The organism is Limnobaculum eriocheiris, from assembly GCF_021010575.1.
Taxonomy (GTDB): Bacteria; Pseudomonadota; Gammaproteobacteria; order Enterobacterales; family Enterobacteriaceae; genus Limnobaculum; species Limnobaculum eriocheiris.
Genome location: NZ_JAJNAG010000020.1, coordinates 18,986 through 35,379, shown reverse-complemented (window position 1 = coordinate 35,379; position 16,394 = coordinate 18,986). Strand labels below are relative to the sequence as shown.

The window sequence follows — 16,394 nt, the reverse complement described above, 5'->3', positions numbered from 1 at the left end:
CATGGCAGCACAGATAGATGAAAATTATCAGCGGATAGCTGATAAACTCTGTGTTATATTAATTAATACCGCCGGTAATTAAACCATTGCGAACATGCATCAGCATGGATAGTTAAAAGAGGAACTTATGTTTGAGTTATTAAAAAGTCTGGTATTTGCCGCCTGTATGGTTCCCGTGGTAATGGCAATTATTTTAGGATTGATTTACGGTCTGGGAGAAGTGTTTAACTTTATCTCCAAACTGGGCCCAGGCAAAACCCGCAATAACTGATCCCTTCAGGGATTAGCGTAACGCTGAATATTTTATGACACCGGCCTGCATAGCAGGCCGGTGTTTTTTGTTTCTGCGATACCTCTTTTCGGTAGTTCTTTCATAAATCAAACATCAGTCGATGACAAGTAAACGGGAAAGCATTATGTTTTTCATTATATATCGAAGGGCGATATTGCTCGATAGTAATGACAATAAAATAACGAGGCTAAAATGAAGAATAAACTGAAACTCACTCTGGTTGGATTGTTAGCTGCTACTTTGCTACAAACCGCATCAGCAGCAGAAAAAATTACCGTATTTGCTGCGGCATCCTTAACCAACGCGCTGGAAGAAATCGCAACAGACTATAAGAAAAAAAGCGGTGTAGAGGTCGCTTCCTCGTTTGCCTCTTCTTCCACATTGGCTCGTCAAATAGAGCAGGGTGCCCCGGCAGATATGTTTATCTCTGCCGACCAACAGTGGATGGACTATGTTGTTGAAAAGAAACTGATGGATGACAAAACCCGCGTAACCCTGCTGGGCAACGATCTGGTTCTGGTTGCACCGGCAGATAGCTCGCTAAAACACGTTAATGTGAATAAAGTAACCGACTGGTCATCTTTACTGAAAGATGGGCGTTTAGCGGTTGGCGATCCTGATCATGTTCCGGCAGGCATTTATACCAGGCAGGCATTAACCTTCCTTGGCGTTTGGGATCAACTGTCACTGAAGATGGCTCGTGCCAACAATGTGCGTGCAGCCTTAGCATTGGTTGAACGTGGTGAAGCGCCATTGGGTATTGTGTATGGCTCTGATGTCGTTGCCAGTAAAAAAGTAAAAATGGTCGGTATTTTCCCTGACGACAGCCACTTACCGGTAGAGTATCCTATGGCAGCGGTAAAAGATCATGCAACCCCGGCAGTGCAGGCGTTTGCTAAATACCTGACTACACCGGAAGCTTCAGCAGTATTTGAAAAATATGGATTCAGTCCACGTACTAAATGATGTTATCTCAATATGAGTTAGAAGCCCTGCTGCTCAGTCTGAAAGTGGCTGGCGTGGCAGTGGCTTTCAGTTTGCCTGTTGGTATTTTTGTTGCCTGGATTCTGGCCCGCTGCCAGTTTCCGGGCAAAGCCTTACTGGATAGCGTTATTCATCTTCCACTGGTGTTACCGCCAGTGGTGATAGGCTATTTACTGTTAATTGGCTTTGGTCGCAGAGGCATTATAGGTGAATGGCTATATCAGTGGTTTGGCTTCAGCTTTACCTTTAGCTGGCGCGGCGCCGCCTTTGCTTCTGCGGTTATTGCCTTTCCCCTGATGGTCCGCGCTATTCGGCTGGCGCTTGAAGCCGTGGATACCAAACTGGAACAGGCAGCCAGAACTCTGGGCGCCAGTTTCTGGCGGGTACTGTTTACTATCACATTACCGCTGGCTTTTCCCGGCTTGTTAGCCGGTGTGGTGCTGGCCTTTGCCCGATCGTTGGGGGAGTTTGGCGCAACCATTACCTTTGTCTCTAATATTCCCGGTGAAACACGTACCATCCCATTGGCGATGTATACCCTGATTGAAACACCCGGTGCAGAAGGGGATGCGGCTCGCCTGTGCATTATTGCCATTTTGCTGTCGTTATTGTCGTTGCTGATGTCTGAATGGCTGGCGCGCTGGAGTCAACGGAGGCTGAAAGGCTGATGTTAAAGCTAAATTTTAAACAGCGGCTGGGTGCGCTGGAGATGGATATCTCCGTTGAAGTTCCCGGTGATGGTATTACCGCAATTTTTGGCCTGTCTGGCGCGGGTAAGACTTCATTAATTAACGCCGTCAGTGGCTTAACTCGCCCGGACAGCGGTGAAATTATTTTAAACGACAGGGTGCTGGTGGATTGTTCACGCGGAATTTGTTTGCCACCGGCAAAGCGTCGTATTGGCTATGTCTTTCAGGATGCAAGGCTGTTTCCCCACTACAGTACCAAAGGCAACCTGCAATACGGTATGCAGCCGCAAATGCAGCCTCAGTTTGATGATATTGTTGAACTGCTGGGGATTGGTCATTTACTTAAACGTTTTCCTGTTACTTTATCCGGCGGTGAAAAACAGCGGGTGGCTATTGGTCGCGCTTTGTTAACTGCGCCAGAACTGTTATTGATGGATGAACCCTTAGCCTCACTGGATGTTCCCCGCAAACGGGAACTGATCCCCTATCTGGAGCGTTTAGCCAAAGATGTGAATATTCCCATACTGTATGTCACCCACAGCATGGAGGAGATTTTGCGGCTGGCGGAACAGGTTATAGTGCTGGATAGCGGGAAAGTCAGAGCTTCCGGGGAACTGGAAGCGGTCTGGGCCAGTGATGCAATGACACCCTGGTTACAGCAGGATGAACAAAGCAGTGTGTTGAATGTGACCTTACTGCAACAGCATGATAAATATCTGATGAGTGCGCTGGCATTAGGAGAACAATGTCTGTGGGTGAATCGGGTCGATGTACCACAGGGGGAAAGATTGCGCATTCGTATTAATGCTGCGGATGTCTCTTTAGCATTAACCAAACCACAGGATAGCAGTATCCGCAACGTGCTGGCCGCTGAGGTGACAGAAATTCATCCTGCGGACGAGCGTATTGATGTGAAACTGTCGGTAGGACAACACGCCATTTGGGCCAGAATCACCCCCTGGGCCCGGGATGAGTTAAACATCCATGTGGGACAGGCACTGTTTGCACAGGTTAAGAGCGTGTCGATTAGTCGTGAGGCGTGGTGATGATGACGCTATTTTTGATAGCGCTAATAAATCAGCATCTGTGCATATTCCGATCGTAAAAACACAGTGCTTATATCGGTACCGAAAGCGGTCAGTAAACCGTCTGTACTCAGCTGTGGTGTGCGTCTGGTCTGGTCCGCCTTACTGCTGCAAAACACGCTCGCGGATGATATTTGCGATGGTAGGGGTGTCATTTTCTCCGGCTACCAGATTGGCGTGCATTTTTACCTCATCGCTACTGTTACCCATTGCAACCCCTAATCCTGCCTGAGACAGCATACTGACATCATTCAGGTTATCGCCGAAAGCGATGACGTTATTCATGCTAATTCCCTGAGATTCGACCCACTCACGCAGTCGATTGCCTTTACTGTTGCCTTGTTGAGCCAGATCTATCTGATTATGCCAGGAGCGTTCACAGGCCAGCCCCAGCTCTTTTTCTACCAGATGACTAAAGTGCTTCAGTGCCTCCTCATCATCGCTGGAGGTGGCAAACTTCCATACGTTATCTGCCTGATTAATTGCCGTTTCGAATTTATCCACATGAAGCATATTCGGCCGTTGATTCTCCGGAAGGCGAGCGGCCCAGGCATACCAACGGTCGATGCTGTCATCTTTCTGTTCAAAGGTCATGGCGTTATCAATATACATCAGGCTTTGAATTGGATGATTACGTAGCAATTGGGCCACGCGGGTAGCCTGTGATTTGGTCAGCGGTGTGCCAGACAATACCTGTTGCTTTTGATAGTGGTAGGTATAGGTACCATTACAGCAAATTGCCGGTGTATCCAGTTGCAAAGCCTGATAGAAAGGGTGAATAGCAACGTGATGGCGTCCGGTAACGATAACCACTTTAATGCCTTGCTGACGAGCAAGGGCAAGGGTATCCAGAGACTCCTGCAAAATCTGCTTATGTGAGTTTAGTAAGGTACCATCGAGGTCGAGAGCAATAATCTGATATTTCATGGCGGCTACATTGTCTGTTGTTTACAGGATAGGAGGGAGCTGAAGCGTCAATTCGAGCATAAAACCAGCATATTATCAAAGTTTAATTCCAAACCATTTTTATCTTTGATATGTAACATGCTTGTAACCGAATCAGAATATCATAACCTGTGATGATGACGCCTTATTGCCTGAGATATGGCAATATTGCATCTGTTTGACGCATTTTGCTGAAAGTTCATGATAAATTTCATCGCTGTTCTGTTTGGAATAATAAATTGGTGGCGCAAACAGAAAAATCATCAAAAAGGATAAATCCAAAAGTTTTTTTCAATTATTTTTAAGAATAAATCGCTGGTAAACAGGATAAAAAATTTTCTGAAGGGATGTTTTTCGCTGAGTTTCTAAAAAAGGCACCGGACGCAATGCAGCAGTATTAGTAGGAAAATTTTACTTATCCACTATTCCTGTGGATAACCTTGTGTATTAACGTTAGAAAGATCACCTCATCCCAGTTCTCATGCGGCTTTTTCAGTTTTTGTTTGCATTCTCGACGCCAAGTAAAAAAGCTTAAATATCATTTTGTTACCTAAAATCAAGAGGTGGAAACCGTCCTAAAAAAGGCACAGTGGATATGACTGAAAAAACGAGTTGATTTGAGAAATGTCAACACGTTTTTGGGGATAAATTACATTTCTATAACTTGACTATTGTCCCTTCCGGGTATACTTGCCCTATTGGAACAATAGTTGTTTTAAAATTAACCAGTTACTCAAATGAGGTTTTTTACTGGTTTAATATACAGTATAATGGAAGTGGTAAAAAACTGTCCAGCTCCACATAATAGAAATTGCGATCTCTATCGGACTTTATTTTCAGATAGCTAATCTTTCAATTCAGGTAGCGTGAATCATGAGTAAAACATTCAAATTAAACTCTGCTTTCCAGCCCGCAGGCGATCAACCCGAGGCTATCAGGCGGTTGGCTGAAGGACTGGAGGATGGATTAGCTCACCAAACGCTACTTGGGGTAACCGGCTCAGGTAAAACCTTTACCATTGCTAATGTTATCGCCAGGTTGGAAAGACCCACCATGATTCTGGCGCCAAATAAGACGTTAGCTGCCCAACTGTATGGGGAAATGAAGGCCTTCTTTCCTGAAAATGCGGTGGAGTATTTCGTCTCTTACTATGATTACTACCAGCCTGAAGCCTATGTTCCCAGTTCGGATACCTTTATTGAGAAAGACGCATCGATTAACGAACACATTGAACAGATGCGGTTGTCGGCGACGAAAGCTTTACTGGAACGGCGGGATGTGGTTCTGGTGGCGTCGGTTTCTGCGATTTATGGTTTGGGCGATCCGGATGCCTATCTGAAAATGATGTTACACCTGACGCGCGGTATGATTATCGATCAACGCTCAATTCTGCAACGTCTGGCTGAATTGCAATACACCCGCAACGATCAGGTTTTTCAGCGCAGTACGTTTCGGGTGCGCGGTGAAGTGATAGATATCTTCCCGGCTGAATCGGATGAGTATGCTTTGCGTATTGAACTGTTTGATGATGAAGTGGAGCGTCTGTCAGTTTTTGACCCGCTAACCGGCCAGGTTCAGCAGGTGGTTCCCCGTTTTACTATCTACCCTAAAACGCACTATGTCACACCACGGGAACGCATCCTGGAAGCGATAGAAGGGATTAAAGTTGAGCTGGCCGATCGCCGCCGCGTATTACTGGCAAATGATAAACTGGTGGAAGAGCAGCGTCTGAGTCAACGAACCCAGTTTGATATAGAGATGATGAATGAACTGGGTTATTGCTCTGGTATCGAAAACTATTCTCGTTATTTATCGGGACGCGGCGAAGGGGCTCCGCCGCCAACCCTGTTTGATTACTTACCGGCCGATGGCCTACTGGTGATTGATGAATCCCACGTAACCGTGCCTCAGTTAGGCGGTATGTATCGTGGTGATAGAGCGCGTAAAGAGACGCTGGTGGAATATGGTTTCCGTTTGCCATCTGCATTAGACAACCGTCCGTTGCGGTTTGAAGAATTTGAACAATTGGCGCCGCAAACTATTTATGTGTCCGCGACGCCGGGAAATTATGAACTGGAGAAATCCGGTGGTGAAGTTATCGATCAGGTAGTACGTCCTACAGGATTATTGGATCCATTAATTGAAGTGCGTCCCGTTGCTACTCAGGTTGATGACTTACTGTCTGAAATACGCATTCGGGTGGAGAAAAATGAACGGGTGCTGGTCACTACGCTAACTAAGCGGATGGCCGAGGATTTAACTGAATATCTGGAAGAGCATGGGGAGCGTGTACGCTATCTGCACTCGGATATTGATACCGTTGAGCGGGTAGAGATTATCCGCGACCTGCGTTTAGGTGAGTTTGATGTTCTGGTCGGGATTAACCTGTTGCGGGAAGGTTTAGATATGCCAGAGGTCTCGTTAGTGGCGATTTTGGATGCGGATAAAGAAGGGTTCCTGCGTTCTGAACGTTCACTGATCCAGACCATTGGTCGTGCAGCACGTAATTTAAACGGCAAAGCGATTCTCTACGGCGACAGAGTGACTAACTCCATGGCGAAGGCCATTGATGAAACTGAACGCCGCAGAGCGCGGCAGATAGCTTATAACGAGGCCAACGGAATTATTCCTCAGGGACTAAACAAGTCGATTGAGGATATTCTGGAGTTGGGTCAGGGACTGGGTACGCTGAAACATGCCAAGGGACGCGGTAAGAAGAAAGCCGCAGAGCCAGAAGCTGATTACACTGCACTGACACCTCAGGCATTGGATAAAAAGATTCGCGAGCTGGAAGGCAAAATGTATCAGCATGCGCAGAATCTTGAGTTTGAAGATGCAGCTCAGTTACGGGATCAGTTGCAGAAACTGCGCGAGCAGTTTATAGCCATGTCATAAATGTATGCGTCATGATGGTAAATTAACCTTAACGGTTATGTTGGTGATGCCTTTATGATGTTAGCCCTAAATTTGTGGAACTGATTAATAACCAAGGCGGCCATTTGGCCGCCTTGGTTTATCTACCTGAAATGCCGGAATCCACCAACCCGGCCCTGAAATCCCCGGGAGAGGTTTCCCCGATCGAACTGGTGCATATTCTCCATACGGTTTCCGCCGCCCTGGAATTGCCCTCCGCCTAAACGGCTGCCGTCAAAGTTTTGATTAATATTTTGACGTTGCTGAACGCGATTTTGTTGGTTCTGCTGGAAGTTATCCCGGTTAATATCAGCAGAAGAGGAGTAGCTACGATCTTCGGTACGCTGATTGGCAGGCGTTCGGGCCAGTTGATCTCGGTCTACACCGGCATTGGCCGATGGTGTAACTTGCCTGAGCTGACCGTTTGACTGAACCTGCTGCCAACCCTGACCCTTATCATAGTGATAAACGTGACCGTCTTTACCGGCGTAGAAACCGTTATCGGTATTGACGTGTCCACCATGGGTAATTTGACCGGTGCTGGCATCATAATGAACATAGCCAGAACCGTGGGCGTCTCCTGCAATTCCCTGGCTGTTAAACGCTCGGGCAGAAGTAGCTCCCTGATCGGTACGGGTTGTGACATGAGCACTGTCGGTTACACGGCCTGTCCGCGTATTGACGCTGGTTCTGTTGTTGGCAGCAATGGCGTTTCCGGTATCCGGATTAGCGATAGCCGCACCATGAGAAGCAACGGCTCTGCCGGTTTGTGGGTTATAGCGAACGTTGCCTGCAACGCCGGATTTAATTCCGGTGTAATCATTGGTATTACGGGCAGCATAACCATAGCCATGGGTACCCGTCGCCTGATTGTAGAAGCTGCCTCTTACGCCGGTACCGTAGTTTCCGGTCCATGGATTTGACCAGTCGGTGCGTACACCCTGAGCGACGGTATTGCCCCAACGGCCATAGACATTACTGATGGCAACAGAAGGGCCATTATACTAAGGGGTTGGGCCATCCCAGTCATACCAGGGCCCCCACGACGGACCGTACCAGGCGGAAGCCCAGGCCCATCCGGCAATAAAGCCAAAAGACCAACCGACATAAGGATCGTAACCAAAAGCGGCGTTAGCGATCCCGCCGGAGATTGGGAAGCAATCAGAGCGATTCGGCAGCAATTAAGTCCCTCATTTGTATTAATTGGCAGGCAAGACTTGCTGATTGAACATACTCAAAAATTACAGAAGAAAGATCCTGAAAAAACCTCGTTGGATGCACTTATCGATTTGTGTGGTATCCATTGGCACCCCGAAGAGGTAGAGGCGGGGAATGAGCCGGATAGTTCGAACGTTAAGTGGGTTTCATCGTCTGCTAAAAAGGGATGGCTGGTACCTATTCCTGTTGGCTATAAGGGAATTGTTCCTGAATTTGCGGTATCAGATGTTGCAGATATTCGCGCACCTCAATATCCCACCCATTTTGTTGAATCAGTGTATTCCATCGGTGAGTGGCGTTTTATTAACAGCCAAATCGAGTTTGATCAGATGTTTTGGCGTTATCAAACTGATTTTGAGAATCAACTGTTTTTGGTCGGTGCGACTCATAAAGTTAAAAAGACTTATTAATTAATCGATTATTAAATTTTCTAAGGAGAGACATGATGTCCAAATTAAAAACTGCGTCAGTGTTAGCTTTCGAACGTAACTTTGATGTTTCCGATGGGATTTTTTATCAGACAAATTGGGTACAACGGGATCGCCAGGTTAAAGTTAAAATCAGTGAAAAATCAGTGCGTGGCACTATTTCTAATCGATTAAAAAATACCGTTGCCAGTGACCCGGCAAAGTTGGATGCGGAAATCCAAAAAGCCAATCTGCAAACGGTAGATATGGCAGCCTTAAGCCAGGAGAACGATACGCTGGTGGTTAAATGGAGTTTGAAAGTTCTGCCATTTACTGGCAAACCCTGTGTATGCAATGACGCTGAATATCAAAATAAGTTGGAGCAAACGTTGAAAACTTATATTGATAACGTTGGTTTTGATGAGTTGGCAAAGCGTTACGCAACTAATATCGCCAACGGACGTTTTTTATGGCGCAATCGCATGGGGGCCGAATTCATTGATGTTGTTGTTAAAATCGAAGGCGATAAGACTCTGACCTTTAAAGGGAAAGAGTATTCGTTAATGGATTTTGATAAAACCGATAATCAACTGCAAGACCTGACGAAGCTGATTAAACAGGGATTAAGGGGCGAGAAGTTTGTTCTACTACAAATAGAAGCTTATGCAAAAGTGGGTCAGGGGCAGGAAGTTTATCCATCACAAGAATTGATACTGGATAAAGGGAAGAAAAGTAAGACGTTGTATGAAATTGATGAAGCCGCGGCGATGCACTCACAAAAAATTAGCAATGCATTAAGAACGATTGATACCTGGTACCCTGATGCTCAATTTCCTATAGCGGTTGAACCTTATGGTGCAGTTACCTCTATGGGAACCGCATTTCGCCAGCCAAAGGCAAAAACAGATTTCTATACTCTGTTTGATGCATGGATATTGAAAGATCAGATTCCCTCTCAGACGGAACAGCACTATGTGGCAGCAACATTGATTCGTGGTGGAGTATTTGGTGAAAGTGGAAAGGAGTGATGTATGGATAGATATATTGATATCCAGATTTTGCCTAACCCTGAAATCGCTACACCATTAGTGATGAATCAACTGTTTTATCAGTTACATCTCAAGTTAGTTGATAGTGGTGTTCCGGTAGGCGTTAGCTTTCCTTGCTACTGCTTTGATTCTGAGAATCATCGCAATACGACTTTAGGCCCGATATTACGGTTGCATGGCACCGAGCAAGATTTATCTCAGTTAGAGCTTACCGGTACAGTATCCAGTCTATTTGGCTATGTATTGATTAGCCAAATTACACCAGTGCCTGCGGTGGTGAAAGGGTACGCACTATTTGCTCGTAAACATGCAAAAACAGAACGTGATATTGAGAGAAAACGTCAGTTTTTATTGAAAAAAGCAGGCGGGAATTGGAATGAGATAGCCCAAAAAAATCTACAGAGCTTCATTAACAAACTACGTTGTCAGTTGCCGTTTATTCATTTAGTTAGCCATAGCTCTAAATATGATGATGAAAAAAATCATTTTCATCTATTCATCAGTCGAGAAGAAAGCAGGGAGTTGAAAGGTACGCTGACGAAGTATGGTTTAAGCGATCCTGTTGCTAAAGCGAGTGTCCCTATTTTTTAATTATAAAGTAGGGGTTCCTTAATAACTTGGTTTTAATGCGATACCCTTTTTTTGACTGAAAAAATCTGTCTATATAAAACAATAGATTAGAGTATTGGTCAGAAAAAGGGTATTCAGATATTTAAACATGGGATCTCCTTAAATTGTTTGGTGTTCAGGGGGATTTTAGCTTTTAATGTCTACTGAACCGCCGTATAGGCGGCTTAGAAAGACATGGAGAACAGCGCTTAATGAGTTCTGTGCTGAACCGCCGTATAGGCGGCTTAGAAAAGCACCGGCAGCCAGTCTTTATAACCACCCCACTGAACCGCCGTATAGGCGGCTTAGAAAATGCCCGTTGTTCCGCTACCCGCAAACGGATCCTGAACCGCCGTATAGGCGGCTTAGAAAGACAAAAGAAAGCTATGGACAGCCTAAGATGTCTGAACCGCCGTATAGGCGGCTTAGAAAAGTCGAGGGGCAATCAAGCGGAGCGCCTGCGCCTGAACCGCCGTATAGGCAGCTTAGAAATTGTAAATCCGCGTGATTATCTGCCCTTCGCTCTGAACCGCCGCATAGGCGGCCCTCCCATCGCCCACAAAACCAACAACTCTTCCCAACGCATAATCAATAGATTCTAAGAAAACGTCGATGCCTCAATAAACTAACCGTTTGATTAACGGGTTGTTTAATCTGTTAATTCAGATGGTTCTCAGGAGAATGCAGTACTCTGCTGTTATACTTACTCTATTCACCTGACAGGAATGTCAACGTCGGTGTATCAGGATTGATAGCAGACAATTAAGTCTAAAAGGGAGAATCAAGATGAAATCACTATTTATTAAAACTCTGGGCATCGCTTGTATTGTATTAAGCATGGCAGGATGCGCATCGAATATCTCTTCAAGTTCATACAATGATAAGCAAGTTGGGCAAGCCAGCCGCACTTATGCGGGGGTTATTGTTAGCTCAAGAGTTGTTGATGTGGAAGGTAATAACAACATTGGTGGGCTGGTTGGTTCAGCGGCCGGTGGTGTGGCAGGTTCTGCTATTGGCGGCGGTTTCCGGGCTAATGCGTTGGGCGCAATTGGTGGTGCTTTATTAGGTGGTATGCTGGGGTCAGCGGTAGAAAGCAGTGCCTCTAAGCAGCAGGCCATTGAATATGTGATTCAAACTGAAAGTAATGGCTTGATTACCGTTGCGCAGGGTATGGATCAGCCCCTGTCTAATGGTCAAAAAGTATTGGTTATTGAAGGTAGGCCAACTCGCGTAGTGGCAGATACCCGCTCTCAGAAGTAGTGGATAAATTGAAATAAAAAAGCGCGAGAGATAAACAATCCTCGCGTTTTTTATGTTGTTCTATCTGCCGAATTTTTGTAGCGCTGCTTCCAGGGCTTTATGCAGCATTTCACGATCGTGACGATAAGGAATATCTTCTGCTTCCAGAGGTTGCTGAACAATGACCTTATCGGTAATGCCTTCCGGGCTGGTATGAGGGCCAATAACGATACCATCAATTTTTCGGCCGCCGATGGCTTGCTCAATAATATCCATTTTATCTTTCAGACGAAGTGCGGCAGCTGCCGGGCTTAACTCTTTAGCCAGATTACCAATATAGATGATCTTCGCTTTACTACGGAGCAGCGCCTGAGTGACTTCAGTTAACAGCAGCGGCGGTAGCAGACTGGTCATAAAGCTTCCGGGGCCGATCAGTATTAGTTCCGCTTCATCAATAGCTTCTATAGCTTCCCGGGTTGCCGGTACATGCGGTTCCAGCAACAATTTTTCCGGCATCTGTTTCAGGCTGTCGACGTTGACTTCACCATATACCACATTGCCTTCCACATCGACTGCAGCCAGATCCACCGGATGTTCAGACATGGGGATCAGATAAGCACGTACTTTTAATAAATTACGAATCAGGTTTATTGCTTCTAAAGGGCGAACGCTGAGGTTATCCAGCGCTTTAAGCATCAGATTCCCCAGATTATGCCCAGCCAGTTCACCGTTGCCGCTAAAGCGATATTCAAACATGGTGGAAGCGACACTGGGTTCAGTAATTAATTGGTTCAGGCAGTTACGGGTATCGCCCCAGGCAATCCCGCCTTCTGATTTGCGGATGCGTCCTGTTGAACCTCCATTATCGGTGGTGGTCACGATACCGGTAAGGCGGGAACCTAAAGGAGAGAGTGCTGACATTACCCGGCCTAAACCGTGCCCTCCGCCAAGCGCCACCACATGTTCCAGATCGTTCAAGGTGCGATTACGCATAACATTCCTTTTTGTGAAGCTTATTTTTGCGGCATAAGGTACCCGATTTTAAAACAAAAGGCGAAATCTGAGTGATTTTGCATGACATGGGTCAACATTGACTTATATCAAGCTACATCATCGGGTTTTTCAGTAAGGTGCTTACAAATAAATTGAAGAATAAACGTTATATAAATAATTACATAACGATTTATAATTCTGGCAGTAAGCGAAATTACACATTAATATCTATATATTGCTCTGTTAATCACTCAGTTGTTAGTCATCAACCGAATTAGAGCATACAATGAAATGAAACTCTGAGCTGCTCCGACCTAAGTCAGTCAATGATATGGTGCTGCAGCCGTGGCTTAACGTCACCAGGGTGTATGGTAGAAATGCCTGCGCCTCCCGATATTGGAAAGGTGTTTTATGGTATCGCAATTGACCGATGCTTTTGATCGCAAATTCTATTATTTGCGTTTATCGATTACCGATGTTTGCAACTTCCGTTGCAACTACTGTTTGCCTGATGGTTATAAACCAAATTCAAACAAGCGGTTCCTTACTCTTGACGAAATTAAACGCGTGGGGCGTGGCTTTGCCGGGCTCGGAACGGAGAAAGTCCGCCTGACCGGTGGCGAACCGACATTACGCCGTGATTTCGTCGATATTGTCGCAGCGATCCGTGAAAATTCAGCCATAAAAACATTGGCAGTAACCACCAATGGTTATCGGATGGCGAGAGATATTCAGAGCTGGAAAGATGCCGGGTTAACCTCGGTGAACGTCAGCGTTGATAGTCTGGACGCCCGCCAGTTTCACGCTATCACTGGTCAGGATAAATTCCGTCAGGTGATGGAAGGTATCGATGCCGGATTTGCCGCCGGATTCAAAAAAATCAAAGTTAATACCGTGCTGATGCGTGATGTAAACGATCGTAGCCTGGCGACCTTTCTTGACTGGATTAAACACCGCCCAATTCAGCTGCGTTTTATTGAGCTGATGGAAACCGGAGAGGGAACCGACCTGTTCCGTAAACACCATGTTTCCGGTGAAGTGATCCGTCAGCAACTGCTGGAAAGAGGCTGGCAACAGGCGATTCGTAGCCGTAGCGATGGCCCGGCACAGGTATTTAGTCATCCCGACTATCAGGGCGAAATCGGCCTGATCATGCCTTATGAAAAAGATTTCTGTTTGAGCTGTAACCGCCTGCGGGTTTCTGCGGTTGGTCATTTACATCTTTGCCTGTTTGGTGAGCAGGGTATTTCACTGCGCGACCTGCTGGAAGAGGATAGTCAGCTCGAAGCGTTAAAAGATCGCATTCAGGAAAAACTTCAAACTAAAAAACAGACGCACTTCCTGCATCAGGGTAATAGCGGCATTACGCAAAACCTGTCATTTATTGGCGGCTGATAGCCCGCAACGCGGGTTATCAACAGACATTATGATTTAAGGAGCCTACATGGGACATGCAGCCAGCGAATTTATTCCGGTATCCATTGCGGTATTAACCGTTTCTGATTCCCGCGGGGAAGCAGAGGATACTTCTGGCCATTATCTGGTGGAAGCGGCCAAACAGGTCGGCCATCAGGTGGTTGATAAACGTATTATTAAAGATGATATTTACCAAATTCGTGCGGTAATTTCCGGTTGGGTAGCAGACGAATCGGTACAGGCAGTGATGATTACTGGCGGTACCGGCTTTACCGCCAGAGATAATACACCGGAAGCCATTTCACCGCTGTTTGACCGCGAAGTGGAAGGTTTTGGTGAGCTGTTTCGAATGATGTCGTATGAAGATATTGGTACTTCTACCATCCAGTCCCGTGCGCTGGCCGGTATTGCTAATCAAACCATTATTTTTGCGGTACCCGGTTCAACCAATGCCTGCAAAATGGCGTGGGAGCGCATCATTGTTGAACAGCTGGATGCCCGCCATCGGCCCTGTAACTTTTTACCTCACTTAAGCAAAAAACAGAGATAAACCACGACATGTCACAATTAACCCATATAAATGCTTCTGGCGAAGCGCACATGGTGGACGTTTCAGCAAAAAGTGAAACGGTCAGAGAAGCCAGAGCCGAAGCATTTGTTGAGATGAAAGCCGAGACCCTGGCGATGATCATGCAGGGTAGCCATCATAAAGGTGATGTATTTGCTACCGCACGTATCGCTGGTATTCAGGCGGCAAAGCGTACCTGGGAGTTGATTCCTCTTTGCCATCCATTGTTACTCAGCAAAGTAGAGGTTTCCCTTGAAGCCTTACCTGAAAGTAATCGGGTCCGTATTGAGTCATGCTGTCGTTTAACCGGAAAAACCGGGGTTGAGATGGAGGCGTTAACCGCTGCCTCGGTAGCGGCCCTGACGATTTATGATATGTGTAAAGCGGTGCAGAAAGATATGGTTATTGGTCCGGTAAGACTGTTGGCGAAAAGCGGCGGTAAATCCGGCGACTTTTTGGCTGAGGGCGGGGCAGTAGCAAAGGAAAATAAAACATCATGATTAAAGTGATATTTTTTGCTCAGGTAAGAGAGCTGGTTGGTACTGAACAACTGGAACTGGCACCGGAGTACCCAACGGTAGAAGCACTGCGTCAGGCTTTATGCTCCCGTGGTAATAAATGGCCGCTGGCGTTAGAGCCGGGGAAATTGCTGATGGCGGTTAATCAGACTTTAGTGATGGCCGATCACCCTATTGCGGATGGTGATGAAGTGGCATTTTTTCCACCGGTTACCGGAGGGTGAGGCAATGCCAGATATTAGCAATACCCGCATTACCGTAAGTCCGGCAGCATTTCAGGTTGGTGATGAGTATCAGTGGTTGTCTCAGTGTGATGATGATGGCGCGGTGGTGACTTTCACCGGTAAAGTGCGTAATCATAATTTAGGCGATAGCGTCAGCGCTCTCACCCTTGAACACTATCCGGGAATGACAGAAAAATCACTGTCTGAGATTATTGAGCAAGCCCGTCAGCGCTGGCCTTTACAGCGGGTTAGCCTTATTCATCGTATTGGTGAACTGTTTCCCGGTGATGAAATTGTCTTTGTTGGTGTAACCAGCGCTCACCGCAGTTCTGCGTTTGAAGCGGCGGAATTCATCATGGATTATCTGAAAACGAAAGTGCCATTCTGGAAGCGGGAAGCGACTCAGGAAGGTGACCGTTGGGTGGAATCCCGCGATAGCGACAAACAGGCGGCTGAACGCTGGTAGTTAATCTGCAATAAAAGAGAACCGCAGGGAGATGTAAAACGTAAATTGCGTTTGATACCCAACTATCTCCCTTATCGTCATCCCATTCTTTGTTAAAAATGATATAATTCCCCGGTTGTAAAAGCCTGTCTGAAGTTCAGGGCAGGCTTTGTTTTTTTCGGTTTTAAAGAGGTTTTAATGGCTCGTATAGCAATGGTGTATCACAGTGGATACGGACATACGGCAAAAGTTGCCGAAGCAGTAGCAAAAGGATTAACGGAAATCAGTGGCACACAGGTTGATATATTGGCCATCAATGCAGAAGGCAATTTGCCGGAACAGGCATGGGCTATTCTTTCCATTGCCGATGGCATTATCTTTGGTAGTCCTACCTATATGAGTGGCCCTTCCTGGCAGTTTAAGAAGTTTGCCGATGCCTCTTCCAAACCCTGGTCTGCACTGTTGTGGAAAGATAAACTGTTCGCTGGCTTTACTAACTCAGCCAGTATGAATGGCGATAAGCTCAGTACGCTGGACTATATGTTTCATCTGTCCCAACAGCATGGCGGTATTTGGGCGGGTATGGGGATGTTGCCATCCAATACCAAAGCGGCAACGCGTCAGGATGTTAACTATATCGCCGGTGTTTCCGGGTTGATGACGGTGTCTCCGGCAGATGCTTCTGTAGAAGAAGCGCCACTGTCAGGGGAACTGGAAACCGCTCGTCTGTTTGGTCAGCGTATCGCTCAGTTAGCCCGGCGTTGGTCAGGCGTATAAACCACGCTCAGATGTCGGGTGAA

General features: G+C 46.4%; 21 protein-coding genes, 1 CRISPR repeat array and 1 riboswitch. Of the genes, 18 read left to right on the top strand and 3 right to left on the bottom strand.

Annotated elements, in window-relative coordinates:
• Window positions 1-127: 127 nt before the first annotated feature.
• From LPW36_RS10155 to modC, 4 genes are all read left to right on the top strand, one after another.
• Window positions 128-271 (top strand): AcrZ family multidrug efflux pump-associated protein, encoded by a 144-nt coding sequence (locus LPW36_RS10155; RefSeq protein ID WP_230609557.1) that lies wholly within the window; start codon window positions 128-130, stop codon window positions 269-271.
• A 213-nt stretch (window positions 272-484) separates the two neighbouring features.
• Entirely contained in the window at window positions 485-1,258 is a 774-nt protein-coding gene (gene modA, locus LPW36_RS10150; RefSeq protein WP_230609556.1) for a molybdate ABC transporter substrate-binding protein, read from the top strand.
• Window positions 1,255-1,944, top strand: a complete 690-nt coding sequence (gene modB, locus LPW36_RS10145) for a molybdate ABC transporter permease subunit (protein WP_230609555.1) — start codon at window positions 1,255-1,257, stop codon at window positions 1,942-1,944. The genes modA and modB overlap by 4 nt, the downstream gene beginning before the upstream one ends.
• Entirely contained in the window at window positions 1,944-3,011 is a 1,068-nt protein-coding gene (gene modC, locus LPW36_RS10140) for a molybdenum ABC transporter ATP-binding protein ModC (RefSeq protein ID WP_230609554.1), read from the top strand. The genes modB and modC overlap by 1 nt, the downstream gene beginning before the upstream one ends.
• Before the next feature lie 141 nt (window positions 3,012-3,152).
• On the opposite strand, the gene LPW36_RS10135 is transcribed toward modC, so the two are convergent.
• Window positions 3,153-3,977, bottom strand: a complete 825-nt coding sequence (locus tag LPW36_RS10135; RefSeq protein ID WP_230609553.1) for a pyridoxal phosphatase — start codon at window positions 3,975-3,977, stop codon at window positions 3,153-3,155.
• Window positions 3,978-4,868: 891 nt separating this feature from the next.
• On the opposite strand from LPW36_RS10135, the gene uvrB reads away from it, so the two are divergent.
• The 4 genes from uvrB to LPW36_RS10115 all read left to right on the top strand — a co-directional run bounded on the left by uvrB (window position 4,869) and on the right by LPW36_RS10115 (window position 7,831).
• Window positions 4,869-6,890 (top strand): excinuclease ABC subunit UvrB, encoded by a 2,022-nt coding sequence (gene uvrB, locus LPW36_RS10130; protein WP_230609552.1) that lies wholly within the window; start codon window positions 4,869-4,871, stop codon window positions 6,888-6,890.
• 104 nt (window positions 6,891-6,994) lie between these two features.
• Window positions 6,995-7,132: a hypothetical protein gene (locus LPW36_RS10125; RefSeq protein WP_230609551.1), complete on the top strand. Its 138-nt coding sequence runs from the start codon at window positions 6,995-6,997 to the stop codon at window positions 7,130-7,132.
• A 30-nt stretch (window positions 7,133-7,162) separates the two neighbouring features.
• Window positions 7,163-7,336, top strand: coding sequence for a hypothetical protein (locus LPW36_RS10120; protein WP_230609550.1), 174 nt, complete (start codon window positions 7,163-7,165; stop codon window positions 7,334-7,336).
• A gap of 42 nt (window positions 7,337-7,378) precedes the next feature.
• Entirely contained in the window at window positions 7,379-7,831 is a 453-nt protein-coding gene (locus tag LPW36_RS10115; protein ID WP_230609549.1) for a hypothetical protein, read from the top strand.
• An 81-nt stretch (window positions 7,832-7,912) separates the two neighbouring features.
• On the opposite strand, the gene LPW36_RS10110 is transcribed toward LPW36_RS10115, so the two are convergent.
• A complete protein-coding gene (locus LPW36_RS10110) occupies window positions 7,913-8,089 on the bottom strand; it encodes a hypothetical protein (protein ID WP_230609548.1) in 177 nt (58 codons plus the stop codon).
• Here LPW36_RS10110 and LPW36_RS10105 point away from each other — a divergent pair.
• The 4 genes from LPW36_RS10105 to LPW36_RS10090 all read left to right on the top strand — a co-directional run bounded on the left by LPW36_RS10105 (window position 8,015) and on the right by LPW36_RS10090 (window position 11,451).
• Entirely contained in the window at window positions 8,015-8,536 is a 522-nt protein-coding gene (locus LPW36_RS10105) for a type I-F CRISPR-associated protein Csy2 (RefSeq protein WP_338085980.1), read from the top strand. The genes LPW36_RS10110 and LPW36_RS10105 overlap by 75 nt on opposite strands.
• A gap of 32 nt (window positions 8,537-8,568) precedes the next feature.
• A complete protein-coding gene (csy3, locus tag LPW36_RS10100) occupies window positions 8,569-9,561 on the top strand; it encodes a type I-F CRISPR-associated protein Csy3 (RefSeq protein ID WP_420844762.1) in 993 nt (330 codons plus the stop codon).
• Window positions 9,562-9,564: 3 nt separating this feature from the next.
• Complete coding sequence (gene cas6f, locus LPW36_RS10095) at window positions 9,565-10,173, top strand: type I-F CRISPR-associated endoribonuclease Cas6/Csy4 (RefSeq protein WP_230609547.1); 609 nt, start codon at window positions 9,565-9,567, stop codon at window positions 10,171-10,173.
• 182 nt (window positions 10,174-10,355) lie between these two features.
• Window positions 10,356-10,683: a CRISPR direct-repeat array (repeat unit 28 nt; unit sequence CTGAACCGCCGTATAGGCGGCTTAGAAA).
• Window positions 10,684-10,977: 294 nt separating this feature from the next.
• A complete protein-coding gene (locus LPW36_RS10090; RefSeq protein WP_230609546.1) occupies window positions 10,978-11,451 on the top strand; it encodes an outer membrane lipoprotein in 474 nt (157 codons plus the stop codon).
• A gap of 60 nt (window positions 11,452-11,511) precedes the next feature.
• Here LPW36_RS10090 and yvcK read toward each other — a convergent pair whose 3' ends face one another.
• Complete coding sequence (gene yvcK, locus LPW36_RS10085; protein ID WP_230609545.1) at window positions 11,512-12,423, bottom strand: uridine diphosphate-N-acetylglucosamine-binding protein YvcK; 912 nt, start codon at window positions 12,421-12,423, stop codon at window positions 11,512-11,514.
• Between the two features lie 285 nt (window positions 12,424-12,708).
• Window positions 12,709-12,846: riboswitch (molybdenum cofactor riboswitch) on the top strand.
• Between yvcK and moaA the strand changes: the two genes are divergently transcribed.
• The 6 genes from moaA (at window position 12,835) to LPW36_RS10055 (ending at window position 16,371) form a co-directional block, all read left to right on the top strand.
• Complete coding sequence (gene moaA, locus LPW36_RS10080) at window positions 12,835-13,818, top strand: GTP 3',8-cyclase MoaA (protein ID WP_230609544.1); 984 nt, start codon at window positions 12,835-12,837, stop codon at window positions 13,816-13,818. (Overlaps the previous riboswitch by 12 nt.)
• A 49-nt stretch (window positions 13,819-13,867) precedes the next feature.
• Window positions 13,868-14,389 carry a molybdenum cofactor biosynthesis protein B gene (gene moaB, locus LPW36_RS10075; protein ID WP_230609543.1) on the top strand — a complete coding sequence of 174 codons (522 nt, stop codon included), beginning with the start codon at window positions 13,868-13,870 and terminating at the stop codon, window positions 14,387-14,389.
• Window positions 14,390-14,397: 8 nt separating this feature from the next.
• Entirely contained in the window at window positions 14,398-14,907 is a 510-nt protein-coding gene (gene moaC, locus LPW36_RS10070) for a cyclic pyranopterin monophosphate synthase MoaC (RefSeq protein ID WP_230609542.1), read from the top strand.
• Window positions 14,904-15,149 (top strand): molybdopterin synthase sulfur carrier subunit, encoded by a 246-nt coding sequence (moaD, locus tag LPW36_RS10065; RefSeq protein WP_230609541.1) that lies wholly within the window; start codon window positions 14,904-14,906, stop codon window positions 15,147-15,149. Before moaC ends, moaD begins: the two co-directional genes overlap by 4 nt.
• A 13-nt stretch (window positions 15,150-15,162) precedes the next feature.
• Window positions 15,163-15,615: a molybdopterin synthase catalytic subunit MoaE gene (gene moaE, locus LPW36_RS10060; RefSeq protein WP_420844763.1), complete on the top strand. Its 453-nt coding sequence runs from the start codon at window positions 15,163-15,165 to the stop codon at window positions 15,613-15,615.
• Between the two features lie 177 nt (window positions 15,616-15,792).
• Window positions 15,793-16,371, top strand: coding sequence for a flavodoxin family protein (locus LPW36_RS10055; RefSeq protein ID WP_230609539.1), 579 nt, complete (start codon window positions 15,793-15,795; stop codon window positions 16,369-16,371).
• Window positions 16,372-16,394 lie beyond the last annotated feature (23 nt).

Bases quoted from the DNA above. Each gene is read 5' to 3' on its own strand.
- LPW36_RS10055 (WP_230609539.1), top strand. From the start codon at position 15,793: ATGGCTCGTATAGCAATGGTGTATCACAGTGGATACGGACATACGGCA.
- moaB (WP_230609543.1), top strand. From the start codon at position 13,868: ATGGGACATGCAGCCAGCGAATTTATTCCGGTATCCATTGCGGTATTA.
- cas6f (WP_230609547.1), top strand. From the start codon at position 9,565: ATGGATAGATATATTGATATCCAGATTTTGCCTAACCCTGAAATCGCT.
- uvrB (WP_230609552.1), top strand. From the start codon at position 4,869: ATGAGTAAAACATTCAAATTAAACTCTGCTTTCCAGCCCGCAGGCGAT.
- yvcK (WP_230609545.1), bottom strand. From the start codon at position 12,423: ATGCGTAATCGCACCTTGAACGATCTGGAACATGTGGTGGCGCTTGGC.
- moaC (WP_230609542.1), top strand. From the start codon at position 14,398: ATGTCACAATTAACCCATATAAATGCTTCTGGCGAAGCGCACATGGTG.
- csy3 (WP_420844762.1), top strand. From the start codon at position 8,569: ATGATGTCCAAATTAAAAACTGCGTCAGTGTTAGCTTTCGAACGTAAC.
- moaA (WP_230609544.1), top strand. From the start codon at position 12,835: ATGGTATCGCAATTGACCGATGCTTTTGATCGCAAATTCTATTATTTG.
- modB (WP_230609555.1), top strand. From the start codon at position 1,255: ATGATGTTATCTCAATATGAGTTAGAAGCCCTGCTGCTCAGTCTGAAA.
- LPW36_RS10155 (WP_230609557.1), top strand. From the start codon at position 128: ATGTTTGAGTTATTAAAAAGTCTGGTATTTGCCGCCTGTATGGTTCCC.
- LPW36_RS10135 (WP_230609553.1), bottom strand. From the start codon at position 3,977: ATGAAATATCAGATTATTGCTCTCGACCTCGATGGTACCTTACTAAAC.
- modA (WP_230609556.1), top strand. From the start codon at position 485: ATGAAGAATAAACTGAAACTCACTCTGGTTGGATTGTTAGCTGCTACT.
- moaD (WP_230609541.1), top strand. From the start codon at position 14,904: ATGATTAAAGTGATATTTTTTGCTCAGGTAAGAGAGCTGGTTGGTACT.
- LPW36_RS10090 (WP_230609546.1), top strand. From the start codon at position 10,978: ATGAAATCACTATTTATTAAAACTCTGGGCATCGCTTGTATTGTATTA.
- modC (WP_230609554.1), top strand. From the start codon at position 1,944: ATGTTAAAGCTAAATTTTAAACAGCGGCTGGGTGCGCTGGAGATGGAT.